The sequence below is a fragment of the Jeotgalibaca dankookensis genome, assembly GCF_002005405.1.
GTDB classification, from domain to species: Bacteria; Bacillota; Bacilli; order Lactobacillales; family Aerococcaceae; genus Jeotgalibaca; species Jeotgalibaca dankookensis.
Genome location: NZ_CP019728.1, coordinates 438333 through 463679 on the forward strand (window position 1 = coordinate 438333; position 25347 = coordinate 463679).

The following is a 25347-nucleotide window of genomic DNA, read 5'->3' on the forward strand; positions in this document are numbered from 1 at the left end:
GGAGGTTGAAAGAATTTGAATAATGAGGAAATATTAGAAATAATTGTTAAAGCTGCCGATGATAAACTGGCAGAAAATATTATGGTTTTAGATGTTCGGGGATTAACATCCTTAGGCGATTATTTTGTTATTATGAACGGGCGCAATGAACGCCAAATGCACGGGATTGTTGATGGTGTTTTAGAAGCTGCTCACAAAAATAATATGGAAGTTCTTCATCAAGAAGGAAAGAACTCTGGAAACTGGACCTTAATTGATTTAAATACCGTGATTGTCCATGTTTTTAATGCGGAAGAACGTTCCTATTATAATCTAGAAAAATTATGGAGTGAAGCACCACTTGTCGATATCACTGGAATGATAAATGAACAATGAGCTACCAAACTTTTGCTCACTTCTATGATAAAGTGATGGACCAGACGGTATATGATGATTGGATGGCTTTTATTGCCCGTTACAGGGCGCATTCAAAACCATTATCAATATTAGAACTCGCATGTGGAACTGGACAGGTTGCAGTTCAACTTGCTAAAGCGGGTCATGAGGTAACCGGATTTGACTTGTCTGATGATATGCTTGTGCTCGCCAATGAAAGAATGATCGCTGAAGGTGTCAATTTTTCCCTTATACAAGGTGATATGCGTGATATAGGTCAAGTAGGTAAGTTTGATTTATGTACATGCTTCTCAGATTCACTCTGTTATTTAGATAATGAAGCAGATTTGCAGGATGTTTTTGATGGTGTCTATAAAAATCTTCAAGAAGATGGTTTGTTTCTATTTGATGTTCATTCACTCTATCAAATGCGAGAAGTATTCCCAGGTTACCAATATATCTATCAAGACCAAGAAGATGTTTTCTTGTGGGAAAGCTTTGAAGGAGACCTTGAAAACTCAGTGGAGCATGTATTAACTTTCTTTGTTCCGAATAAAAACGGGACATTTAATCGTCTCCAAGAAGTTCATCAAGAACGGGTATTCGAAATAGATGTTTACAAAAAAATACTTAAACGAGCAGGATTTGAAACAGTTGAAGTAAGTTCCGATTTTGGTCGTTCAACTGTGGAAGCAGAAAGTCCCCGTTGGTTTTTTGTTTGTCAAAAATAAGTTTCGCACTGTAAGGGGAGAAGTACTGATGAAGAGTTGTGGTATTATAGCAGAATACAATCCTTTTCATAGTGGGCATGCTTATCACCTACAAGAAGCACGTCGTCAATCAGGGGCAGATATTTTAACCGTAGCGATGAGTGGAAACTTTACTCAACGAGGTGAACCGGCTATCTTTGATAAGTGGCAACGAGCACGAGCAGCTTTGGAAAACGGGGCTGATTTGGTAGTTGAAAATCCTGTCTTGGGCAGTGCACAGGCGAGTGATCTTTTTGCGAAATCTGGAGTGAGAATTTTACAGGCATTAGCCTGTGACTGGATTGCTTTTGGAGCGGAAAATGGATCATCTCAAGAGTTTTCAGAACTAGCTCAAGCATTAGTTGAACAAGAAGCTACAATTAATCAAACATTCCATCAAGTAAAAAATGATGGCCGTTCTTATGCCGTTCAGATGAATGAGGCTATTCAGAAAGTAATGAAGCCTTCGCGTATTGCTTTAGAGCAACCTAATAATCAGTTAGCGCTTGCTTATCTAAAAGAGAATGTTTCTTATCCACATCCGATGCAAGCTCTTGCTATATTAAGACGTGGCGCTGACCACCATGCCCAACAAGCAGTTTCTACTCATTTTGCCAGTGGAACGAGTTTACGTTTATTGCTCTTAGCTAAGGAATATGATAATCTTGAACAGTGGGTTCCGAATGCAAAGACACTAAAAGTTTTAGAACCCCTTGATTGGGAAAAATATTGGCCTTTCCTAAGGTACCAAATCATCTTACAGAGCCATGCTGACTTGCAATCTATTTATCAGATGGAAGAAGGCATTGAGTACAGGCTGAAAGATAAAATTAAACAGGCAGATTCTTTTGCGAGTTTTATTGGTTTGGTAAAAAATAAACGTTGGACTTGGGTTCGTTTACAGAGACTTTGTTTGTATGTTCTCTTAGGAATAAAAAAAGAAGAAGTCCTTTCTTTCTATAAGAATGAACCTGTTTTGCGCATACTTGGTTTTAATAAAAAAGGACAAGCTTATTTAAATCAACTGAAGCACCAAAGGGATTTAACAATAGTCACGAATTTAAATAAAAAGACGGCATCTTTATTACCAGTAGAAATTCGTGCTGACCGTATTTATATTTTGCCAAGTGGAAAAGAACAAAATTTTAGTCGTATTCCTATTATGGTTTCATAGCATAATTATTTTTATATGAGCTTGTAAAGGAAAAAGCATTGACAAACAATTTTTTGACTAGTATAATTCAATTTGTTATTTTAGGGGTGAAATAAATGAAATGGACCTTAAAAGAAATCAAAGAACATCGAGATGAACCCGTTTATTTTTCAGAAACGGTTAATCGGGAAGCGTCATTGATGAAGAGGGATAACGAAATTTTGGCAGTTTCAGATATTAAAGCAACTGGCTTTTTATTATATGAAAACCAATCCGTACTGGCCAATTTCCAGATCGATTATACGATCACCCTACCTTCGTCACGTTCTTTGGAGCCAGTAGAGCTAGCGTTAACTGTTCCGATTTTTGAAACTTACGTAGAAGATGAGGAAGATATCGATGGTTTTGATAACCCAGAAGATGTCATTATTCCAATCGAAAACGGTGAGATCGATTTAGTTCCAGCTATCGAAGACATGATTCTACTTTCAATTCCTGTCCAAGTTTTAACGGCAGAAGAAATAGCATCTGGTCGTATGCCGCAAGGCGAAAGTTGGAGTGTCGTTACAGAAGATGACTACGAGCAACAAAGAGCGAAGGAAAAAGAAGAGCAAGATGATCCGCGCTTCGCAGGATTAAAGGCACTTCTTGAAGACGAAGAAAACTTAGATTGATGCTCGATTGCTGATTCATTCAGCAAACAATACAGGGAGGTGTAAGGAAATGGCAGTACCTAAAAGAAGAACATCTAAAGCGCGTAAAGCGAAAAGACGTACACATATCAAATTGGAAGTTCCAGGCATGACACTTTGTCCAAATTGTGGCGAATTCAAAAAGAGCCATCACGTGTGTGCTTCATGTGGTCACTATGACGGCAAAGAAATTGTTTCAAAAGAAGCATAATAAAGGATATAAGATCCACTAAAAACGGAAGACACTAGTCTTCTGTTTTTTTGTGTTTAAATTTAAGCGAATAGACCGTGCCTTTTTGATTAATTCATTGTAAAATGAAAAGGATGAATATACGTGAGGATGTGTAAAAAGTGAGCAGGTTCGATTTGTTAGAAGTTTTTCTGTATATCATTCCGATTGCAGAAATATTATTGATTCATTTTTTCTTTAAACCTTATTTGCGTTATAAGGATCATTTTAGACTATCTGTTACGGATGTAGTACTTCCAATTATTCTAGTTGGAATGCACATTTTAAGCGTGCGTTTGCTTTCTTTTAGTATTCTGCCATATTATTTATTTTTAATTTGTTTAAGCGGACTCTTGATTACATTTTATTTTGAAAAAAAGCAAAATAAAAAGCCTATAAATAAAATTATATCAGTTGTTTTCAAACTATCATTTTTGGTCGGTTTTCTCAGTTACTATGGCATTGTAATTGCAAGAATAATTCAATTTATAAGAGGATAAGCTATTATGAAAACTTCATATATTTTTTATTTAATAAAAAAACAACGTGAGATTAAAAATCGAAATGTTGTTTTTTTCATTTCTATAGAATTTTAGTGGTGGGAAGTGGGGGATTGTGGTAGACTAAAATTATATTAGTAGTGGGGGCTGATTTTCATGTTGATGGGCGAATATAGACACAATATGGATACAAAAGGCCGAATTATTATACCGGCAAAATTTAGGGAAGAATTAGGCCCATCTCTCGTCTTAACGAGAGGACTAGACGGGTGTTTATTTGGTTACCCCATGAGTCAGTGGCAGGTCCTTCAAGATAAATTAAAGCAGTTACCACTCGCTAAAAAAGATGCACGCTCCTTCGTTCGTTTTTTCTATTCAGCTGCGGTTGAAGTAGAAATAGATAAACAAGGTCGAATTAATATTCCCAAAACCCTACTTGAATACGCCAACATACAAAAGGAATGTCATGTTATTGGTGTTTCAGACCGTATTGAAATTTGGAGTAGTGAGAAATGGGAAAGTTTTGCTGAAGCAGCAGAAGAAACGTTTGAAGAAATTGCAGAAAATATGATTGATTTCGGATTGTAGGTGTAAAAATGACTGAATATGAACATTATAGCGTTCTTTTAGAAGAAGCGATAGAAGGCTTGGCAATCAAACCAAACGGTATTTATGTTGATTGTACACTAGGTGGTGGCGGTCACAGCCTTAAAATATTAGAAAAATTAAATGAAGAGGGGCATCTCTACGCCTTTGATCAAGATCGTGTTGCGATTGAAAATGCTGAACGCGAATTAGCTACTTATATTGAAAAAGGGCAAGTCACCTTGATTAAATCTAATTTCAGAAACTTAAGAGAAGAATTAGAAAACAGAAGCATCACTAGTGTTGATGGCATCCTTTATGATTTGGGTGTATCTTCTCCGCAACTTGATGAAGCGGAAAGAGGTTTTAGTTATCGATTTGATGCAACCTTAGATATGCGTATGGATCAAGATCAAGAGTTAACGGCTTACACAATCGTGAATGAATGGTCTTATGAAAAATTAGTAAAAATATTTTATCGTTATGGAGAGGAAAAATTTTCCAAGCAAATTGCGCGTCGAATTGAGCGTATTCGTGAAGACAAGCCAATCCAGACAACAAGTGAACTCGTTGATATCATCCGTGATAGTATCCCAGCAGCTGCTCGAAGAAAGGGTGGACACCCAGGCAAACGGATTTTCCAAGCTTTACGAATTGCTGTAAACGATGAATTAGGTGCCATTGCAGAGTCTTTAGAAGATGCATTGGATTTACTGAACGTTGGAGGAAGAATCAGTGTTATTACCTTCCAATCACTAGAAGATCGTATTGTTAAAACGATGTTTAAAGAAGTTTCATCTAGGGAAGAAATTCCAGCTAACTTGCCACTCTTACCTTCGCAAATGGAAGTTGATTATAAACTAATCAATCGAAAACCCATTTTACCAAGTGAAAATGAGCTCAATCAGAATAAGCGCTCGCAGAGTTCAAAACTGAGAGTGATTGAACGAAGAAAAAAATAGGTCGATGCAGTTTGTTTTAATATGTATGGGCTAATAGAAAGGAATGTTTTCTGTGGCAACATCAGAATATGCGGAACAAGTATACAATCAAGCTGTCGAAATCCAAAACCCAAACCCAAACCCACATCCTGTTCCTGTTAACCCTACCGTAACCGCACCACGCCGGAAATATAAAAAATGGAGCAAAGAAATTACCGCACTTGTCGCAATTATGATTACAGCAATTATTTTAGTTTTCTTAAGTTTATTGACACAAGTGACTATTTCTAATCAGAATCGTCAATTACAGGATTTACAGGATCGCAGTTTAGTTATTTCAATGGAAAATGATAATTTATCACAAGAAGTTCAAGAGTTATCTCAATATAGTCGAATTATGGAAATTGCTGAGACGATGGGTCTTGAAATGAATGAAGCAAACGTAAGGAATGTCATGAGATGAAAAATAATAACAATCCGCAAAAAAACCGACGTAATATGACGCGTGTTTTAATGCTCTTCACCGGAGTAATCTTTCTTATCTTTGCTACCCGGTTTTCAATGATTATGATGACGAAAACAGTGAATGGCGAAAATTTAAGTGAACGGATTGAGAACTTGTATACTAGAAGTAGCATTCTACCAGCAAAAAGGGGAACTATCTATGATATAGGTGGGAATCCAATTGCTCTGGATGCTACTTCTTATTCATTAATCGGTGTTTTAACTGATAAATGGAGCAATGAAGACCAACCTAATCACATTATTGAGAAAGAAAAAACGGCAGAAGCATTAGCGAAGCATATTGACTTGAGTAAAAGTGAATTATTAGAAATTTTGAATCAAACAGAAAGAGACCAAGTTGAATTTGGTGAACCGGGTATGAATTTAACGTATGGCGAAAAAATTAAAATTGAAGAAGAGAAGCTACCAGGAATTGTCTTCCAAGAGACACCTTCTCGACTCTATCCAAATGGAGTTTTTGCTTCGCATTTGGTTGGATACGCTGCTATTAGTGAGGAATCGAAAGAAGCAGCTGATCAAGTGTTGACTGGTTTTATGGGCGTTGAAGAAGAATTTGATAAACAATTAAAAGGAACCGATGGCGAAGTTATAAGACAACAAGATTCACAAGGTTATGCTTTACCTGGTATGGAGATGATTTTGGAAGAGCCAACGGATGGTAAGGATATTTATATGACTTTGGACTTACGGTTGCAAACCTATTTAGAATCTCTTATAACTACTGCATTTGAAGAGTCAGAACCCAAATCCATGACTGCAATGCTCGTAAATGCTAAAACAGGTGCAATTGAGGCGGCAACGCAACGACCAAGTTTTAATGCAACCACAATGGAGGGCGTTGACCTGAAATGGCAAAATTTGCTCGTAGAGGAGACATTTGAACCTGGGTCAACCTTCAAGGTTCTCACAATCGCTGCAGCTATAAATGAAGGTGTCTTTCAGCCGCAGGAAACCTATCAGTCTGGTTCTATTGCTGTTGAAGGTGGAATTATTTCAGATTTTAACAAAATTGGCTGGGGCGAAATCTCGTATTTAGAAGGATTCGCTCGTTCAAGTAATGTGGCAGTGGTAAAATTAATTGAAAAAATGGGCTTTGATGTTTGGGAATCTTATATGCAAGCATTTGGTATCTCAACAAGCACGAATTCGGGACTGTCCAATGAAGCGAAAGGTCACTACAATTTCGATTATCCCTTAGAACAAGCCAATACAGCGTTTGGCCAAGGTGTAACGGTCACACCTTTCCAATTAGTACAAGCTTTCACCGCGATTTCCAATGGCGGAACGATGATGAAAATTCACTATATTGACAAAATTGTTGACCCAAAAACAAAGGAAGTACAAAAAATAGAACCAGAAGAATTAGCATCTCCTATCACCCCTGAAACAGCAAAAGCTGTCTTGAATTATTTAACGGAAGTTGTTTATACAGACTACGGAACAGCCTCTGCTTATCAAATTGATAATGCACGAGTAGGTGTAAAAACAGGGACAGCTGAATTAGTAAATCCCGAAACTGGGATGTACTACACAGGTACTTACGAATACCTCTATTCAGCAATTGGTTTTGCTCCAATCGAAGACCCAGAGTATATTTTATATGTTACTTTGGAACTTCCACAAAATAATGAACCGAAAGTTTTCGTCGATTATTTATCAGAAGTTTTCAATCCTTTAATGACACGGGCAGTGTCCTATGCACAATTAGGTAACGAGGATCAAGAAGAAACAGTTCAAGCACAAATTCCCAAAGTCACTCAATTATCAAAAGAAGAAGCCATTACAAAGTTAGAAGAAGATGGCTTTGGTTTAATTAGCACAATTGGTACCGGCAGTCGTATTGTCCAACAATATCCGGCACAAATGGTTCCAACCTTACTTAACCAAAGGATTATATTGATGACCGAAGGAGCAATGACGATGCCAGATGTGAGTGGCTGGTCCCGTGATGATGTTTTAAAAGTTTCTGAATTAACAGGTGTTAATTTTCAATTTAAAGGAGAAGGATTTGTTAGTGAACAAGATTTACCAGCTGGCTATCTTTTAGATACCAAAAAGACAATCCATATTACTTTAGAATAATAAAAACAACTCGAATAAGTAGTTTAAATAAGGAGAATTTAATATGCACTGGACAGAAATGTTATTGCCACCAGTATTTAGTTTTGCACTAACGGTTAGTATTATGCCGATATTTATAGGGTATTTGCGAATGCGTCAATTTGGTCAGACGACAAGAGAAGAAGGGCCATTATGGCATGAAGTAAAATCAGGAACTCCCACTATGGGAGGTGCCATTTTTGTTTTATCGGCGGCAATTATTTTAATTGGTATGGCATTTTGGCAAAACGTCTTAAATGTTTCCACTTTTATGTTGCTTTTTGTCCTCTTGTTTTTTGCCGTTATCGGTTTTTGGGATGATTTTATAAAAGTCTTTAAAAAACAGAATGAAGGACTAACCTCAAAACAAAAATTTATCGCTCAGCTTGCTGGGTCTGCAATTTTTGTCATGCTGTTTTATTTTAGTGGATCAGAACCGATTTTAAGTTTACCTTTTGTTGGTTCAGTTGCAAATTGGTTACTTTTTGCCATTTTTACTATCATATGGATTACTGGCTTTTCAAATGCAGTGAATTTAACGGATGGCTTAGATGGTTTGGTAGCTGGAACAGCAACAATCGCTTATAGTGCCTATGCTTATATTGCTTATCTACAAAATCAAATTGAAGTATTACTCTTCTGTCTAGTCATTATTGGTGGCTTAGTTGGTTTCTTTTTCTTTAATAAAAAGCCGGCCAAAATCTTTATGGGAGACGTTGGGTCCTTATCGTTAGGGGCCGGGCTTGCAGTGGTTTCTCTGGCTTTGCATCAAGAATGGTCTTTATTGATAATTGGTCTTATCTTTGTCATTGAAACAGCGAGTGTTATTTTGCAAGTAGGTTCATTTAAATTAAGAGGGAAACGTATTTTTAAAATGAGTCCAATCCATCATCATTTTGAAATGAGTGGTTGGAGTGAGTGGCGAGTAGTTATTACATTTTGGCTAGTTGGATTAGTAGGAGCTATACTGGGCCTTTTGTTAATTCTATAAGGAGGTAGTAGGATGTTGGAACGTAATCGGTTTAAAAATAAAAAGGTATTGGTTCTTGGTTTAGCTGTGAGTGGGTTTCATGCTGCAAAATTACTGCATGAACTAGGAGCAGATGTTACCGTCAATGACGCAAAGGATTTATCAGAAAATGCAGATGCACAAGAACTCCTAGCAACTGGTATTCCCGTTGTATCTGGCTACCATCCAACTGATTTATTGGATGACACCTTCTCTTTTGTCATTAAAAATCCGGGTATTCCTTATTCTAACGAGATGATAAAGCAAGCTTTATCATTGGGAATTCCAATCTTTACGGATATAGAACTCGCTTATGAAATTATCAAAGCACCCATAATTGCGATTACCGGATCGAACGGAAAAACGACTACAACGACTATGGTTCATGAAATATTAAACTTAAATCGTCAATCTGGTATTGCTTATAAAGCTGGCAACATTGGTATCCCAGCAACAACCATTTCAAAAGAAGCTTTACCTGAAGACGATGTTGTCATGGAGTTGTCAAGTTTTCAACTAATGGGAATTGATACCTTTCATCCCCATATCGCTGTCATTACGAACATTACGTCTTCACATTTAGACTACCACGGCTCCCGTGAGGCATATGTTGCTGCTAAATGGCGTATAACTATGAATCAAACTCCAGAAGATTACCTCATTTTGAATTGGGACCAAAAAGAGCTACAAGAACTGGCGCAAACTAGCCAAGCAAAAATTATTCCTTTTTCTCGTAAAGAAGTTTTATTGCAAGGAGCTTATGTAAAAGAAGATTGGCTCTATTTTAAAGAAGAAAAAATAATGCCGGTAGAAGCCATCGGTGTACCCGGTATTCATAACATCGAAAATGCTTTGGCTGCTTTAGCAGTAGCTAAAATAAAAGGTGCTAGTAACCAATCAATATTTGAAGCTTTAGCGGCGTTTGGAGGCGTAAAACACCGCATCCAATTTGTAACAGAAATAAAGGAACGTTCCTTCTACAATGACTCTAAATCCACAAACATTTTAGCAGCGCAAACAGCTTTAGAAAGTTTTCCTGATAAACCAATTATATTTCTGGCTGGCGGACTGAATCGTGGGGATAATTTCGATGCTTTAATTCCATATCTCACGAACGTCAAGGCTATGATTGTTTTTGGTCAAACAGCAAAAAAACTAAAAGATATTGCGGTACAAGCGGGGATCGAAACAATTATAGAAGTTGAAGATGTCGCAGCGGCCGTTCCTAAAGCTTATCAAATAAGTGATTCTGGTGATATTATTTTATTGTCTCCGGCTTGTGCAAGCTGGGATCAATATAAAAACTTTGAAGAGCGTGGGGACGTTTTTATCCAAGCTGTCGAAGGTCTGTTAGAAAAAGAAAAGGAGGAGGCATAAAATGAGAATTCTCTTATCAGGAGGCGGGACGGGTGGACATATATACCCAGCATTGGCCTTGATGCGTCAAATAAAAAAGCAAGATCCTCAAGCAGAATTCTTATATGTAGGCACAGAGCGTGGTTTAGAAAGTACGATTGTTCCTAAAACGGGTCTTAAATTTCAATCTGTTGAAATCCAAGGCTTGCGTCGTTCTTTTTCCTTAGAAAATATAAAAACCCTTTACTTAATGCTAACAAGTGTTCAAAAATCAAAAAAAATTATTCGTGCGTTTAAACCAGACGTTGTAGTAGGGACTGGTGGATATGTATGCGCACCTGTTCTTTATGCCGCTCACCGACTTGATATTCCTACAATCATTCACGAACAGAACTCAGTCGCTGGTGTGACTAATAAGTTTTTAGCGCCTTATGTTAATAACATTGCTATTTGTTTTGAGGATGTTCGTTCAGATTTTTCTAAGTATGCAAAAAAAGTTGTTTATACTGGAAATCCTCGTGCTCAAGAAGTAGTTGATAGCGAAGAGATTACTTCTTTAAGTACCTTTCATTTAAAAGATGACTTACCAACGGTTCTTGTATTTGGCGGGAGTCGTGGAGCAGAAAAAATCAATCAGTCAATGGTGGAAGCTGCTCCTTTTTTTGAAGGAAAAGCCTATCAAGCGATTTTAGTAACCGGGCAAAGGCATTATGAAGAGATTAAGACACAATTATCGGGGTTAAATTCGGTAGTAGACAATGTAAAAGTCGTTCCCTATGTTGATAACATGCCCGCTTTATTTCGTAGTGTAGATCTGGTTGTTTGTCGCAGTGGTGCAACAACTCTAATAGAATTGACAGCCTTAGGTATTCCCAGCGTTTTAATTCCTAGTCCTTATGTCACAGCTAACCATCAATTAAAAAATGCTGAAAGTCTGGCAAAAAAAGGCGCAGCTCAAATTATTGAAGAAGAGGCCCTTTCAGGTGATAGCCTCTTTTCGAAAATTGATTCTTTGTTACAAGATGACCAAGTTCGAATGGAAATGTCACAACAAGCAATTAGCCTAGGAGTACCCGATGCAGCAGATCGCCTATTTAAGGTGATCCAATCTTTAATCGAGTAAGTAAGGAGGTTAGTAAGATGTTGAAAAAAGTAGGAGCAAAACGGCCCAGAAGAGATCAACGGATAAGACAGACGAATAAAAAATATATTGGCTTATACGCCGGATTTAGTTTGGGTCTCATGTTTACTGGTTTCCTCATCTCTCCCTATGGAAAAGTAAATGACGTTTATGTAGAGGGAGTAGAGCAGCTACCAGAACAGCTCGTACTAGATGCCAGTCAAATCAGTCGCCATCAAACAACGATTGGGACACTAGCGAGCAGCCAAGCGGTAGAAGCAGCTATCATTTCAACACTTCCAAAGGTCAAAGCAGTTCAAGTCAAAAGAGAGGAACTCCATGACATTGTTTTAGAGGTTGAAGAATTTGAAACAATCGCTTATTTAGACCAAGCAAACGGTTATCATAGTGTACTTGAAAATGGCAGTATACTAGATGAATTTCATCAGGTGCCCATCGGAAATAATCCGATTCTCTCTCATTTTGAGCAAGGCCCTCTACTCAATCAATTTATTACGGCGTTTCAAACGATAGATGAAGAGGTACAAAATAGCATTTCTGAAATTACTTATGAAGGTACGAAACAAAATCCTTACAAGATTAGTTTATACATGAACGACGGTAATTATATTACTGCGAATATCAATGATTTCGCAGAAAAGATTATTTATTACCCCGCTATGGCCCAAACACTAAAAGATAAAAAAGGGACAATTGACATGGAAGTCGGCGCCTTTTTTACACCATTTGATTCGGAAACAACTCAAGAAATTGATTTAGAACTGGAATCTAGTGAATAATCACTAAAATATTTAAAAAAACTAAAAATTTGTGCTAGAATAGGTAGGGTATAAGTAATTTTATAAAATCAATAAAAATGGTCACATTATTATCGCGATTCTGCGAAAGCATTAGCAAACGGAGGTTTCAATAAACATGAAGAATGAAGGTTTATTTGTCAGTTTAGATATTGGAACCACTTCAATAAAAGTAGTTGTGGCGGAATATGCAAATAATCAGTTAAACGTTATTGGAGTCGGAAATGAAATATCTAAAGGACTCAGCAGAGGCGTTATTGTGGATATCGATGAAACAGTTACGTCCATAAAAAATGCAGTTGAACAAGCTGAAAAGAAAGCAAACAAAAAAATAAAGAATGTTGTCGTTGGGATTCCTGGTAACCAAATTAGTATTGAACCCTGTCATGGCATGTATGGTGTCACAAGTGAAGATAAAGAGATTACAGACAGTGATGTCCAAAATGTTTTCGCTGCTGCAAAAGTACGCTCGATTACTCCTGATAGAGAGATTATCTCCATCATTCCAGAAGAATTTATCGTGGATGGCTTTGACGGTATTCGAGATCCGCGTGGCATGATTGGTGTCAGGTTAGAATTATATGCCAATATGATAACTGGACCTAAAACAGTTGTCCATAATATTAAGCGCTGTGTGGAAAGAGCTGGGCTGGTTGTAGAAGATATGGTCGTTCAACCATTAGCGACTGCAAGCGTTGCGATGAGTAAAGACGAACGCGATTTTGGAACGATTTTAATTGATCTAGGAGGCGGACAGACAACAGCATCAGTCATACATGATGACCAGTTGAAATTTGTTTATGTCGATCCTCAAGGTGGCAATCTTGTTTCCAAAGATATTTCTATTATCTTAAATACAACAATGGACAACGCGGAATACATCAAACGTGAATTTGGTTGTGCCATCCCTGAAGATGCATCCGATGAGGAATTCTTCCCAGTAGAAGTTATTGGAAAAGATGAACCAATGCGAGCAGATGAAAAGTATTTAGCTGAAATCATCGAGGCACGGTTAGTGCAGATTTTTGAAACTGTTAAGAAAGCGCTCGACCAAGTTGAAGCGCGTGACTTACCTGGTGGGATTATCTTAACCGGAGGCGGGTCGGCTATTCCTGGGATAATTGAACTAGCTGAAGAAATATTTGAATTGAATGTTAAGCATTATGTTCCTGAACAAATGGGAATGCGTCATCCAATTTTTGCAACAAGTCTTGGTTTAATTAAATATACAGGTGAACAAGATGAAATTAACCTGGTGGCAAAAAAACAATCAGTCAAAAACAGACAGTCTGAACCTAAAGTTATTCCGATTCAAGAACGGAAACAACCAGTGGTTCACACGGAACCAACTTATGTGGAAGAAGAGCCAGAACGCGAACGATCAAAAAGTCAGTCGTTTTTTGACCAAGTAAAACAATTCTTCCAGTCAATTTTTGAATAATTCAGTAACTTAAAGATACGTAGGAGGATATATAATGGAATTAGAATTCGATTCAATCATGAGTGGTGGCGCAAAAGTTAAAGTAATCGGTGTTGGTGGCGCAGGTGGAAATGCTGTCAATAGAATGATTGCAGAAGGTGTCAAAGGCGTTGAGTTTATCGTTGCCAATACAGATACACAAGCGTTAAATGCTTCAAAAGCTGAAATGAAAATCCAACTTGGGCCAAAATTAACAAAAGGACTGGGCGCAGGCTCAATCCCTGATGTAGGTCGTAAGGCAGCTGAAGAAAGCGAAGCACAATTAGCAGAAGCACTTGCTGGAGCAGATATGATTTTTGTTACTTGCGGAATGGGTGGCGGAACCGGAACTGGTGCAGCACCTATTGTTGCTAAAATTGCTAAAGATCAAGGTGCTTTAACAGTTGGTGTTGTAACACGTCCATTTAGTTTCGAAGGCCCTAAAAGAGGTCGTTATGCAGCAGAAGGTATTGCTGAAATGAAACAAAATGTAGATACATTAGTTATTATTTCTAATAACCGACTACTTGAAATTGTAGATAAGAAAACACCGATGCTTGAAGCATTCCGCGAAGCTGATAACGTTCTACGCCAAGGTGTACAAGGTATTTCTGATTTAATTACTGCCCCTGGATATGTAAACTTGGACTTTGCGGATGTTAATACCGTTATGAAAGACCAAGGATCTGCTCTGATGGGGATCGGTATCGCTTCTGGTGAAAACCGTACTGCTGATGCGACTAAAAAAGCTATCTCTTCCCCATTATTAGAAGTTTCTATTGATGGCGCAGAGCAAATACTTCTTAATATCACAGGTGGTTCTGACTTAACACTATTTGAAGCACAAGACGCAAGTGATATTGTTGCTCAAGCTTCTACAAGTGATGTTAATATCATTTTAGGTACTTCCATTAATGAAGAATTAGGCGATGAAGTAATGGTTACTGTTATCGCAACAGGTATTGATGCTGACCGCAAAAAAGAAGAAAAAAAGACAACAAGCCGTGGTGGAAGTCCATTTAGATCACGTAAAGATTCTGGGTCTCAAACACAAGAAGAACCAGAGATGGCTGTCGAACAAGAAGAAGAAAAAGACTTGTTTGGAGATTGGGATATCCGCCGTGAATCAAACGTACGTGACACACATGCGCCATCATCAAAAGAAAATTACCCACGTTACCAAAATACTAAAGATGAAGATCATGGTGATGACGAATTAGAAACACCACCATTCTTCCGTAAAAGACGGAGATAATAATGACAATTGATTCAAACTATCAACGTGTTGAATCTGCTATTCAATCGCATTTAAATGCCGTAACTCGTAACCGTGACACATTAATTTGTGTTGCGGTTACTAAATTACAGAGCCTAAATGATACAGAAGTTCTGTACCAAAATGGCTGTCGTCATTTTGGAGAGAATCGCGTTGAAGGGTTACTAGAAAAGAAAAGTTTTTTTAAACAAAACGATATCACATGGCATTTCATAGGTTCTTTACAGACACGGAAAGTTAAAGAAGTGATCAATAAAATCGATTATTTCCATTCGCTTGATCGGGAGTCTTTAGCTAAAGAAATTAATAAGCGTGCAGAGAAACCTGTTTCGTGTTTTGTCCAAGTGAATGTGACTGGAGAACTATCTAAACATGGAATTTCGCCTAATGAATTGGATGCATTTATAAAGACAATTGAAAATTATCCAATGATTCATGTGGTAGGGTTAATGACGATGGCGCCCATTCATGCCCAAGAAACCGAATTACGGGCTTGTTTTCGAACATTAAAGGAGTTACAAGAATCTATTGCTTCTCAAAAGCTGTCATATGCTCCTTGTCATGAAACAAGTATGGGAATGAGTCGTGATTACCCTATTGCGATTGAAGAAGGTGCGACATTTATACGAGTAGGATCTGCTTTATTTGAAAGGTGAGGGAGTCAAATGAGTATAAAAACGAGTTTACGTAATTTTTTTGGAGTAGATGATGATGATGACCTAGACAGCAGCTCTACTCAGCCTCAAACCTATAAACAGGAACCGGAAGTATTTACCAGACAAACTAATAAAACTTCTCAAAGCAAAGTGAAAGTGGTCCCTATGATAAAACAAGTTGATCACCCAAAATCTAATATTTATATTGTAGAGCCCAGAGTATTCTCAGAGTCTGAAAAAATTGCGGACTATCTTATCAATAGCGAATCTGTTCTTTTAAATTTTAAAAGAATGGAAAATGATCAAGCAGCCAAAGTTATTGATTTTATTGCTGGGGCTGTCTACGCAATTGGTGGAGATATGAAACAAATCGGCGAAGGTATTTTTCTCTGCACGCCTCCTGAAATTGAAATAACAAGTATTGAAACAGAAGAACAACGAGAAAAATACTATTATTAATTATTTATTATACGGAAAAAGATAGTAGAAAGGAAAATTGAATGGTAAATATACTGCTTTGGTTATTAGCAATCGTTCCCAGACTCATCAATGCCTATTCAACTCTATTAATTATTTATGCCTTGATGACCTGGTTACCAAACGCTTTTGCTTCAAAATTTGGACAACTTATTGCGCGATTAGTTGAGCCTTACTTAAATGTTTTTCGCCGTTTAATCCCATCGGTTGGAATGGTCAGTTTTAGCGTCCTTTTTGCTATTCTTTTCCTTCGATTAGTCGAGTATGGCGCACAAGTTGTTTTGATATTTCTTATTCGTTTAGTCCAATAGTCAGGAAAGGCGGTGTAAGTAATGGAACAAGTGTATCAGCATTTTCGTAAAGAAGAGCAACCCTTTATTGACTTAGTTGAATCTTGGTTAATTCAAGTACAGGAACAATACGTACCTTATTTAACAGATTTTTTAGATCCTAGGCAACAATATATAATTGAAATGTTAGTGGGTAAACTAGGTGAAGTGAAGGTCCAGTTTTATGGTGGCTACCAAAATGCAGAACGTAAAAGAGCGCTTCTTTATCCAAACTATTTTGAACCAAAAGAAGAGGATTTTGAACTAGACCTCGTAGAAATTAATTACCCGATTAAATTTGCTACGCTAACGCATGGTAAAATTTTAGGTACCTTAATGGGAGCAGGCGTAAAGCGAGAAATGTTCGGCGACATTATGTCAGATGGCGAGCGTTGGCAGTTCTATTTAGCGCAATCCATCCGTTCATTTATAATTCTACAAGTGACTAAAATTGGAAAAACAACAGTTCGTTTAGAAGAAAAAAACTATACAGATTTAATTAAACCAATTGATAATTGGGAAATTGAACATGACACGGTCAGTTCGCTACGGATTGATACTGTCATCTCTTCAGTCTATAACATATCGCGTCAACGTGCTAAAGACTTAGTAGCTGGTGGTAAAGTGAAATTAAATTGGGCAACCTATGATCGTCCCGATTTCGAATTGGGCGTACGAGATATTCTTTCCGTACGCGGGTATGGTCGTATTCAGTTACGTGAAATAGAAGGTAAGTCAAAGAAAGATAAATGGCGTGTTGAATTAGGAGTTCTTCGTAAGTAAACAGTTTTGAAAGGAATGGTTTGGATTGGGGTTAACGCCGGTAGATATTCAACATAAAGAGTTTGATATAAAAATGCGTGGATATGATAAAGAGCAAGTTAATAATTTTTTAGAAAGTGTTAAACAAGAGTTCGAGCAACTTATCAAAAGTAAAAAAGAACTCGATAAAAAAGTAAACCTTCTAGAAAATCGTGTTAGCCATTTTGAGGGGCTACAAGATACACTGAATAAATCGATTGTAGTTGCGCAAGAAGCAGCTGACCGTCTAAAAATAAATACACATGAGGAAGCTGACTTTATTTTATTGGAAGCGGAAAAAAGTGCCAATAAACTACTGAAGGAATCTGCTGAAAAAGCAAATCAGTTGATGAAAGAAACAGAAAAGGTTCGTCAGGAAAGCAGCCAATTTAAACAAGCGTTACTGGCATTAATTGAGTCCCAACTTGCATTAGTTAATAATGAAAAGTGGAATCTCCTTCTAACAAAGACCCCTGAACGTGATGTTCTAGCACCGACATTAGAAGAAATCATGGGAAAAAATACGAATATCCAAACCATGGCTGTTGAAATTTCTGAGGAAACAAAGTAGAATCATAGTAATCAATCAATGGAACACCCAAAGATTATAAACGAATAGCGAGTTGACAGCTGGTGGAAGGTCAACAGTCCCTATAATCGGCGGATCATCCGGGAAAATTTTGTTGAAACTCATACTGATAGTAGACAAAATCGCCTAAACCGCGTTAACAGTTTCTAGAGAAAGCAGGCTTTTTTATGCTTTAAATTTGGGTGGTACCACGAAGATTTCGTCCCTTTACCGAGGGAGAGGTCTTTTTTTATTTAATATAAATTATCGGAGGGATTTATTTCATGAAAATGAAAGAAACATTGTTACTAGGAAAAACAAAATTTCCAATGAAAGCAAATTTACCTGTGCGTGAATTAGAACGCGAGAAAGACTGGGAAGAAAACCAAGTATATGAAAAACGACAAGCGAAAAATGCTGACAAACCATCTTTTGTCTTACATGATGGACCGCCATATGCTAATGGCGCGATTCATATGGGACATGCTTTAAATAAAGTAAGTAAAGATATTATTGTTCGTGCGAAATCAATGTCTGGTTTCCGTGCTCCCTATGTTCCAGGTTGGGATACACATGGATTACCCATTGAACAAGCTTTAACGAACAAAGGGGTTAAACGTAAAGAAATGAGTGACGCTGAGTTTAGAAAACTATGTGAGGATTATGCATGGAATCAGATCGATGACCAGCGTACGGTCTTTAAACGCCTTGGTGTTGCAGGAGACTGGGATAACCCTTATGTGACTCTAAACCCCAAATATGAAGAGGCTGAAATTCGTGTCTTTGGTAAAATGGCAGAAAAAGGCTATATTTATAAAGGCTTAAAACCAATTTACTGGTCGCCATCTAGTGAATCTTCACTAGCAGAAGCTGAAATTGAATATAAAGACGTCAAGTCAGCATCTATTTATGTTGCTTTTCCAATAAAAGATGGGAAAGGTCTACTAGATGAAGATACTTCGCTGGTTATTTGGACGACAACACCTTGGACCTTACCATCTAATCTAGGGATTTCTGTTCATCCTGATTTTAAATATGTAGAAATTGAAGCAGATGGCAAAAAATATGTTGTTGCCGAAGGTCTTCTAGAAACACTTACAAATGAAATTGGATGGGAAACCGTATCTGTTTTGAAAGAACTGCAAGGTTCAGAATTGGAATATATGACTGCTCATCACCCGTTTTATGACCGTGAATCATTAGTTATGCTAGGTGATCACGTGACGCTAGAAGCAGGGACTGGTCTTGTTCATACCGCACCTGGTCATGGGGATGATGACTATATTATTGGTAAAAAATATGGTTTAGATGTCTTATCACCAATTGATGATAGAGGATGTTTTACCGATGAAGCACCGGGCTTTGAAGGTGTCTTTTATGATAAAGCCAACAAAATGGTTACTGAATTACTAGAAGAAAAAGGGTTGCTTTTAAAACTAGACTTTTTTGTACATAGTTATCCGCACGATTGGCGTACGAAAAAACCAGTTATTTTCCGATCAACTCCACAGTGGTTCGCATCTATCGAAGACTTCCGCCAAGATATTTTAGACGAAGTTGAAAAAGTTAATTGGATTCATCCTTCCGGTAAAGTCCGTATTTATAATATGATTCGCGATCGTGGTGACTGGGTTATCTCGCGCCAACGTATTTGGGGTGTACCACTGCCTATTTTCTATGCAGAGAATGGTGAACCAATCATTACACCAGAAACAATTGATCATGTAGCTAAACTTATCGGCGAACATGGTTCAAATATTTGGTTTGAAAGCGAAGCTAAAGATCTGTTGCCAGAAGGATTTACACATGAAGACAGTCCAAATGGACACTTTACAAAAGAAACAGACATCATGGATGTATGGTTTGATTCAGGATCATCCCATGAAGCAGTTTTACGTTCTCGTGAGGATCTCACCTTTCCGGCTGATATGTATTTAGAGGGTTCCGACCAGTATCGTGGCTGGTTTAATTCAAGTATCACAACCAGTGTGGCGATTAATGGTGTTTCACCATACAAGAGTGTGCTATCACAAGGTTTTGTTTTAGATGGTAAAGGGCGCAAGATGAGTAAATCTATTGGAAATACGGTCCTTCCTGAAAAAGTTATTAAAAATATGGGAGCCGATATCATTCGTTTGTGGGTGTCATCTGTTGATTATGAATCTGATGTTCGTATTAGTGATGAAATTCTAAAACAAGTTTCTGAAACTTATCGTAAAATTCGTAACACGATGCGCTTTTTAGTAGGAAATACAGAAGACTTTAATCCAGCTGAGGATCGGGTTCCATACGAAGAACTGGGGTCGGTTGATCAATACATGCTTGTACGCTTAAATCAAGTGATTGATACTTGCGTAAAGGCGTATGAAGACTACCATTTCTCAACTATTTATCAAACTATTATGAATTTCTGTACGCTGGAACTATCATCTTTCTACTTAAATTTTGCTAAAGATGTGGTTTACATTGAAGCAGAAGACAATAAAGCACGTCGCGCAATGCAAACTGTATTTTATGACGCTGTAGTAAGTATGACACGCTTATTAACACCAATCATTCCACATACCAGTGAAGAAATTTGGGAGTATTTAAAAGAAGAAGAAGAGTATGTACAGTTAGCAGAATTTCCGAAAGCAGTTTTCCCAGAAGATAAAGATGCTGTTTTAGCCAAATGGAATAAGTTCTTTGAACTACGCGATCAAATTCTGAAAGCTTTAGAAGAAGCTCGTAATGAGAAAATTATTGGTAAATCGTTTGAGGCACATCTAACCTTGAAGGTAAATAAAGAAACGGCTGCTTTGTTTGAGTCCATTGATTCTGATCTAGCACAACTACTGATTGTTTCACAATTAGTAGTTATTGAAACCGAACAGCCAGAAGCAATGATTGTCGAAGTGACACATGCTAAAGGAGAAACGTGTGAACGTTGCCGTGCGATTAAGCCAGAAGTTGGTACCATTGAAGATGCTCCAACTTTATGTGCACGCTGTGCTCATATTGTCCGTGTCTCATTCCCGGAAGCTTTAATACCTGAGGAAGAAGTATAAGAATATTTAAAAAATTAAGGAGAATGCCCTGAGAAAAAATCTTAGGACGTTCTCTTTGTTTGTAAGGAATTGTTATCTTGGTATAGAAAAAAACAGGGGTATTTAAACGCTTTCAAATGAAGGAACTTGCTTTTTTAAATAAACTTCATTATAATTAAGATAGTAATTTAGAATATAGATAATTATTTAGTTTTGCGATATTCGCACAATATAGTAAAAAAATTTATATCATTAAGTTACTAGAAAATATTTTTTGGAGGTACTGTAAAGTATGGAACAAGGTAAAGTAAAATGGTTTAATGCAGAAAAAGGATTTGGATTTATCGAAGTTGATGGAGGAGAAGACGTATTCGTACATTTCTCAGCTATTCAAGACGAAGGTTTTAAAACATTAGAAGAAGGACAAGACGTTCAATTCGACATCGTTGAAGGCGACCGTGGTCCTCAAGCAGCTAATGTAACTAAACTATAATAGTTAGTTTCTACTTTGTAAATTCAAAGGCATCGTAACTTTAGTTACGATGCCTTTTTCTATACAAAAGAGGATGGAATAAAAAATTCCATCCTCTAAGTCTGCTTATAATTTATCTTTTTGTTCTACTTAAGAAGAACGATACGATAAATATTAGTACAAGGGCACCAATTAAGGCAGGTATGATGTAGAATCCACCAATTTCAAATCCCCATTCTCCTAATAGAGAAGTACCGATCCATGAACCAATAAAACCTGCAATAATATTGCCAATAATTCCGCCTGGGATATCTCTTCCCATAATTGACCCTGCAATAGCGCCTAATACGCCTCCAACTATAAGTGACCAAATTAAACTCATTCTAACTCCTCCTTTACTTTTTTGTCATAGCATTACTTGGCTATATCTTTATTATAAGGGAGATAGGTTAAAATTCATAATAATAACCCTTGATATTAGTTTATAATATAAAAAACTCAAATCTAAGTTAAGCGTTCGTTCTCTTCTTTTTGTAAATTTAAAAGTTGCTCGCGGAGTTGATTCTCCATAGAAGACAATTCTTTCTCTGCATCCAAGCGTTTCGAGCGGCCTTCTTTTTGAATTCTAAGCGTTTCTTGTAAAGTTTCGATGAGGTCTTGCTGTGTTTTTTCCAAAGTCTCGATATCAATAATTCCACGCTCATTTTCTTGAGCCGTTTCAATGGCAGAAATTTTTAGCATTTCTGAGTTTTTAAGCATGAGATCATTAGTCGTTTGAGAAACTTGTCGTTGCGCTGTCACAGCATCTTTTTGACGTAAAAGTGTCATAGCAATGGCTACTTGATTTTTCCAAAGTGGAATTGCAGTATGAATTGAAGCTTGAATTTTTTCAGCCAAAGCTTGATTTGTATTTTGAATCAAGCGAATTTGTGGGGCTTGCTGAATCGTCATTTGACGCGTTAACAGTAAATCGTGTGTCCGTTTTTCAAGTCGGTCAAGAAATTGATTAAGGTCATTAACTGTTTGCACATCCATTTGACTGGAAGTCTTCTCTGCCTGTTCGATTGCTTGTGGAATGATCGTTTCTTGTAATTCTTGACGCTTTACTTCACCAGCAGCAATATAAATATTGAGCGCATGAAAATAATCTTCATTTTTTTTATAAAGTTGTTCTAAAATAATATTATCATTTAATAAGCCGTTTTTCTCGTGTTCCAATTTGATCGCAATTTTATCAATTTGCGCACCAATTTGTTGGTATTTAGCTGTAATTTCATAAACACTTTGTCTAACTTTACCAAACATTTTTCTAAAAATATTCTTGTCTTCTGCTTGTAAGTCAGCGGGACTAGCTTCGTTCAGTTTAAACATGAGTTCATTCAATGAGTCTCCAAGCTCCCCAATGTCTTGGTTTTGAACGTGATCTAACATGGAATGTGAAAAGTCACCTAATTTTTTTTGAGCTGCTGCACCGTAGCTAATAATAGCAGACATATTTTTTTCGTCTATTTGGGCTGCTAAGGCTCGCGCTTGTCGCTGGCTTTCCTCCGGCAAACGTGAAATCAGTGGGTCAACTGTTTTCGTATTCATGAGTTTATTTTTTTCTGTTTCTAATTGGTCTGTATTAGCAAAGGGATCAGTAAAAGGGTTGGCTAATAAGTCTTCTAATTCTTGGTTGACATCTTTCTGTTCATTATCCAATCTTATTCCTCCTATAGTTCAGTTTCTGATGGTTCTTTCACAACTTGAGTATTATTATCGCTTTCACGTCCATAATTCGCAAGTTCGATTTCTATTTCAGCACGATTTAAGTCATTAGCCATAAAGTCACGATAGCTACTTTCTATTTGTTGGCAAAGTGCATCAATTGCTTCAGCGCTTTTAGCCAGTATTTGATAAGTTTCTTTTGTCTTGGAAAGATGACTATCTATTTCAATGTAGTGACTGGTTAACTCTTTTAAATTGGGGAGTTGCGTGTATAAAAAAGTATTAACATCGTGTAAACGATTAGGTTGTTCAACGATGTGTCTAAAAAAATCTTTTAGTACTGGCATGGTATGGTTACGGCTCGTTATAGCTAAAAGCTTGGTGTTTTTTTTAATGTTTTTCTCTATTTCGTAAATGTCAATTCGTGCTGTATACATAGTTTTTCGGAAAAGATTCATCTCATCTTTTGTTAATCCCTTTACTTGATAGAAAGCTTCTTTTTCGGGGCTCACACGCTCTAAAGAAGGGTGAGTAGTATTTGGATTCTTGATTTTCTCTTTTTGATAAAGAAAAGCGCCCAAAATAAAAGTTAAGGCAAGCGAAGTGAAAAAATCAAATCCAAAACCGAAAAAGAGCACGATTAATGCTATCAGACAAATGACATTCGTAATGGTAAAGTAGAGTACATTTTTAATAGATGCCAACATCTCTGTTCCTCCTAATAAAACTTATATTTATCTATCTTTATTTTAACATATTGGGAACTAAGGCCATCAGTCAAAAGGATGATTTTACTAAGATAATGACGAAAGAGATGATTACAGGTTGTATTCCTGTTATTAATTACGGTATCATGAGAATAAAGACTTTGAAAAGGGAGTTGCTAGTATGGAGTTTGAAGAAAAAACACTTAGCAAAGAAGTTATTTTTGATGGTGTCTTAGTACATTTAGAACGCCTGGAAGTTTCTTTACCAAACGGTGGGACATCTGTTCGTGAAATTATTCGTCATCCAGGTGCTGTTGCAATGATTCCCTTTACGAAAGATGGGAAAATGGTTTTAGTTCGCCAGTTTCGCAAACCCCTCGATCGAACCGTCGTAGAGATTCCAGCTGGTAAATTAGAAGCAACAGATGAAGACCCTCTAGAAGCTGCCAAACGCGAATTAGAAGAGGAAACCCATTACCAAGCAGCTAAATGGGAAGCAATTGTTACTATGTATCCGACACCGGCTTATTTGGATGAAAAATTTACCATTTACTTAGCAGAAGAGTTATCGCTTGTAGAAAATCCTTTGCCACAAGACGAAGATGAATTTGTAGAAGTATTAGAATGTACTTATGAAGAAGCATTAGCCTTGCAAGCTTCTGGAGAAATTTGTGATGCCAAAACTCTCTACGCACTCTTGTATTGGCAATTAAGAATGAAAGAACAGGGATAAAAATAGATGAAAAAGAAAAATAACGAAGCAGGTTTGAAGCGAAAAAAACAGCGAAAAGGAAGCGTCAATACAGGTAAAACGATTGAAACAGGACAGCGCCTTTTAGAAAAAGAACAAGGAAGAAAGCTAGATACCTTTTATAATTGGGCTATTATCACCGTTATAATCGCTATTGTTTTGGTATTTGTATTGGCTTTTGTAATTTAGTAAGGGAAGAGGAAGTTAGATGATTGGTATTATTGGAGCAATGGAAGAAGAAACGCGGGTTTTATTAGCACAAATGGAAAATCAAAAAAAAGAAAAGATTCATCATTTATCTTATATAAGTGGTGAAATAGCGGGGAAACCTGTCGTCCTGACGCAATCAGGTATCGGCAAAGTAAATTCAGCTTTAGCAACAGCTTTTATGATTGATTGTTACCAACCGGAGCTCGTTATTAATACCGGGTCTGCTGGGGGCTTACAACCGGGCTTAAAAGTTGGAGATGTTTTAGTAGCTGATGAACTAAGTTACCATGATGTTGATGCAACCGCCTTTGGCTACGCTAAGGGTCAGGTGCCGCAAATGCCAGTTAGCTATCAAAGTGACAGCCTGGCAGTGAAAACGTTTATGGCAGCTGCGGAATTGCTCGGTCTAAGTCCTCACAAAGGTTTAATCGTATCCAGTGATTCGTTTGTGGCAAGTAAAAGAGAAGTTGAACGAATTCTTAAAGAGTTTCCCCAAGCAGGTGCAACTGAAATGGAAGGTGCTTCAATTGCGCAAGCGGCTTATTTACTAGAAGTTCCCTTTGTTGTTATTCGCTCTATTTCAGATAGTGCTGATGAAGAAGCATCTATCTCTTTTGATGAATTTATTATTAAGGCTGGTAAAAAATCAGCAGAATTAGTAATCAGTTTTATCAAAAATTACAAATAATAAGAGCTTCGGGGATTTAGTTTCCCGAAGCTTTTTTAAATACGAAAAAAGCAGAACCCGAAGGTTCT

At 37.2% G+C, this 25347-nt stretch carries 29 protein-coding genes; 26 read left to right on the forward strand and 3 right to left on the reverse strand.

The window, feature by feature from the left end:
- Positions 1-15 precede the first annotated feature (15 nt).
- The 23 genes from rsfS (at position 16) to BW727_RS02255 (ending at position 21237) form a co-directional block, all read left to right on the forward strand.
- Entirely contained in the window at positions 16-375 is a 360-nt protein-coding gene (rsfS, locus tag BW727_RS02145; RefSeq protein WP_062471295.1) for a ribosome silencing factor, read from the forward strand.
- Positions 372-1106 (forward strand): class I SAM-dependent DNA methyltransferase, encoded by a 735-nt coding sequence (locus BW727_RS02150; protein ID WP_062471292.1) that lies wholly within the window; start codon positions 372-374, stop codon positions 1104-1106. The genes rsfS and BW727_RS02150 overlap by 4 nt, the downstream gene beginning before the upstream one ends.
- A 28-nt stretch (positions 1107-1134) precedes the next feature.
- Entirely contained in the window at positions 1135-2298 is a 1164-nt protein-coding gene (locus BW727_RS02155) for a nucleotidyltransferase (protein WP_077795706.1), read from the forward strand.
- A 95-nt stretch (positions 2299-2393) separates the two neighbouring features.
- On the forward strand, positions 2394-2951 hold the full coding sequence (locus BW727_RS02160) for a YceD family protein (RefSeq protein ID WP_062471290.1): 558 nt from the start codon (positions 2394-2396) through the stop codon (positions 2949-2951).
- 49 nt (positions 2952-3000) lie between these two features.
- The gene (gene rpmF / locus BW727_RS02165; RefSeq protein ID WP_062471287.1) at positions 3001-3180 is read left to right on the forward strand and encodes a 50S ribosomal protein L32; all 180 of its coding nucleotides are present in this window, start codon (positions 3001-3003) and stop codon (positions 3178-3180) included.
- A gap of 155 nt (positions 3181-3335) precedes the next feature.
- Positions 3336-3698, forward strand: a complete 363-nt coding sequence (locus BW727_RS02170; protein ID WP_159443127.1) for a DUF3397 family protein — start codon at positions 3336-3338, stop codon at positions 3696-3698.
- 156 nt (positions 3699-3854) lie between these two features.
- Positions 3855-4286: a division/cell wall cluster transcriptional repressor MraZ gene (mraZ, locus tag BW727_RS02175; RefSeq protein ID WP_062471280.1), complete on the forward strand. Its 432-nt coding sequence runs from the start codon at positions 3855-3857 to the stop codon at positions 4284-4286.
- Positions 4287-4294: 8 nt separating this feature from the next.
- Positions 4295-5245: a 16S rRNA (cytosine(1402)-N(4))-methyltransferase RsmH gene (gene rsmH / locus BW727_RS02180; RefSeq protein WP_062471276.1), complete on the forward strand. Its 951-nt coding sequence runs from the start codon at positions 4295-4297 to the stop codon at positions 5243-5245.
- 52 nt (positions 5246-5297) lie between these two features.
- On the forward strand, positions 5298-5687 hold the full coding sequence (ftsL, locus tag BW727_RS02185) for a cell division protein FtsL (protein WP_062471273.1): 390 nt from the start codon (positions 5298-5300) through the stop codon (positions 5685-5687).
- Entirely contained in the window at positions 5684-7831 is a 2148-nt protein-coding gene (locus BW727_RS02190) for a penicillin-binding transpeptidase domain-containing protein (protein ID WP_062471269.1), read from the forward strand. The genes ftsL and BW727_RS02190 overlap by 4 nt, the downstream gene beginning before the upstream one ends.
- A 43-nt stretch (positions 7832-7874) precedes the next feature.
- Entirely contained in the window at positions 7875-8840 is a 966-nt protein-coding gene (gene mraY, locus BW727_RS02195) for a phospho-N-acetylmuramoyl-pentapeptide-transferase (RefSeq protein WP_062471266.1), read from the forward strand.
- A gap of 12 nt (positions 8841-8852) precedes the next feature.
- Positions 8853-10235 carry a UDP-N-acetylmuramoyl-L-alanine--D-glutamate ligase gene (gene murD / locus BW727_RS02200; protein WP_062471263.1) on the forward strand — a complete coding sequence of 461 codons (1383 nt, stop codon included), beginning with the start codon at positions 8853-8855 and terminating at the stop codon, positions 10233-10235.
- 1 nt (position 10236) lies between these two features.
- Complete coding sequence (murG, locus tag BW727_RS02205) at positions 10237-11337, forward strand: undecaprenyldiphospho-muramoylpentapeptide beta-N-acetylglucosaminyltransferase (protein ID WP_062471260.1); 1101 nt, start codon at positions 10237-10239, stop codon at positions 11335-11337.
- A 17-nt stretch (positions 11338-11354) separates the two neighbouring features.
- The gene (locus BW727_RS02210) at positions 11355-12134 is read left to right on the forward strand and encodes a cell division protein FtsQ/DivIB (RefSeq protein WP_062471258.1); all 780 of its coding nucleotides are present in this window, start codon (positions 11355-11357) and stop codon (positions 12132-12134) included.
- Positions 12135-12270: 136 nt separating this feature from the next.
- Positions 12271-13593: a cell division protein FtsA gene (ftsA, locus tag BW727_RS02215; protein WP_062471254.1), complete on the forward strand. Its 1323-nt coding sequence runs from the start codon at positions 12271-12273 to the stop codon at positions 13591-13593.
- Positions 13594-13627: 34 nt separating this feature from the next.
- On the forward strand, positions 13628-14866 hold the full coding sequence (gene ftsZ, locus BW727_RS02220; RefSeq protein ID WP_062471251.1) for a cell division protein FtsZ: 1239 nt from the start codon (positions 13628-13630) through the stop codon (positions 14864-14866).
- A gap of 2 nt (positions 14867-14868) precedes the next feature.
- Complete coding sequence (locus BW727_RS02225) at positions 14869-15543, forward strand: YggS family pyridoxal phosphate-dependent enzyme (protein WP_062471248.1); 675 nt, start codon at positions 14869-14871, stop codon at positions 15541-15543.
- Between the two features lie 9 nt (positions 15544-15552).
- Positions 15553-16002, forward strand: a complete 450-nt coding sequence (locus BW727_RS02230; protein WP_062471246.1) for a cell division protein SepF — start codon at positions 15553-15555, stop codon at positions 16000-16002.
- 41 nt (positions 16003-16043) lie between these two features.
- Positions 16044-16331, forward strand: a complete 288-nt coding sequence (locus BW727_RS02235) for a YggT family protein (RefSeq protein WP_062471244.1) — start codon at positions 16044-16046, stop codon at positions 16329-16331.
- Between the two features lie 21 nt (positions 16332-16352).
- Positions 16353-17132 (forward strand): YlmH family RNA-binding protein, encoded by a 780-nt coding sequence (locus tag BW727_RS02240; RefSeq protein ID WP_062471241.1) that lies wholly within the window; start codon positions 16353-16355, stop codon positions 17130-17132.
- 25 nt (positions 17133-17157) lie between these two features.
- Positions 17158-17721 carry a DivIVA domain-containing protein gene (locus BW727_RS02245; RefSeq protein WP_062471238.1) on the forward strand — a complete coding sequence of 188 codons (564 nt, stop codon included), beginning with the start codon at positions 17158-17160 and terminating at the stop codon, positions 17719-17721.
- 281 nt (positions 17722-18002) lie between these two features.
- Entirely contained in the window at positions 18003-20765 is a 2763-nt protein-coding gene (gene ileS, locus BW727_RS02250; protein ID WP_062471236.1) for an isoleucine--tRNA ligase, read from the forward strand.
- A gap of 271 nt (positions 20766-21036) precedes the next feature.
- A complete protein-coding gene (locus tag BW727_RS02255) occupies positions 21037-21237 on the forward strand; it encodes a cold-shock protein (RefSeq protein ID WP_062471235.1) in 201 nt (66 codons plus the stop codon).
- 112 nt (positions 21238-21349) lie between these two features.
- Here the strand turns inward: BW727_RS02255 and BW727_RS02260 are convergent, their stop codons facing one another.
- From BW727_RS02260 to BW727_RS02270, 3 genes are all read right to left on the reverse strand, one after another.
- Complete coding sequence (locus BW727_RS02260; RefSeq protein ID WP_062471232.1) at positions 21350-21598, reverse strand: GlsB/YeaQ/YmgE family stress response membrane protein; 249 nt, start codon at positions 21596-21598, stop codon at positions 21350-21352.
- A 122-nt stretch (positions 21599-21720) separates the two neighbouring features.
- Positions 21721-22917 carry a toxic anion resistance protein gene (locus tag BW727_RS02265; RefSeq protein WP_062471230.1) on the reverse strand — a complete coding sequence of 399 codons (1197 nt, stop codon included), beginning with the start codon at positions 22915-22917 and terminating at the stop codon, positions 21721-21723.
- Positions 22918-22928: 11 nt separating this feature from the next.
- Positions 22929-23630, reverse strand: a complete 702-nt coding sequence (locus BW727_RS02270; RefSeq protein ID WP_062471229.1) for a 5-bromo-4-chloroindolyl phosphate hydrolysis family protein — start codon at positions 23628-23630, stop codon at positions 22929-22931.
- Positions 23631-23811: 181 nt separating this feature from the next.
- On the opposite strand from BW727_RS02270, the gene BW727_RS02275 reads away from it, so the two are divergent.
- Genes BW727_RS02275 through BW727_RS02285 form a run of 3 tightly spaced genes read left to right on the forward strand, consistent with a single transcriptional unit; the run spans position 23812 to position 25279 of the window.
- Positions 23812-24363: an NUDIX domain-containing protein gene (locus tag BW727_RS02275; protein WP_062471227.1), complete on the forward strand. Its 552-nt coding sequence runs from the start codon at positions 23812-23814 to the stop codon at positions 24361-24363.
- Between the two features lie 6 nt (positions 24364-24369).
- Positions 24370-24570 (forward strand): hypothetical protein, encoded by a 201-nt coding sequence (locus BW727_RS02280; protein ID WP_062471224.1) that lies wholly within the window; start codon positions 24370-24372, stop codon positions 24568-24570.
- A gap of 19 nt (positions 24571-24589) precedes the next feature.
- Positions 24590-25279 (forward strand): 5'-methylthioadenosine/adenosylhomocysteine nucleosidase, encoded by a 690-nt coding sequence (locus BW727_RS02285; RefSeq protein ID WP_062471222.1) that lies wholly within the window; start codon positions 24590-24592, stop codon positions 25277-25279.
- Positions 25280-25347: the final 68 nt, after the last annotated feature.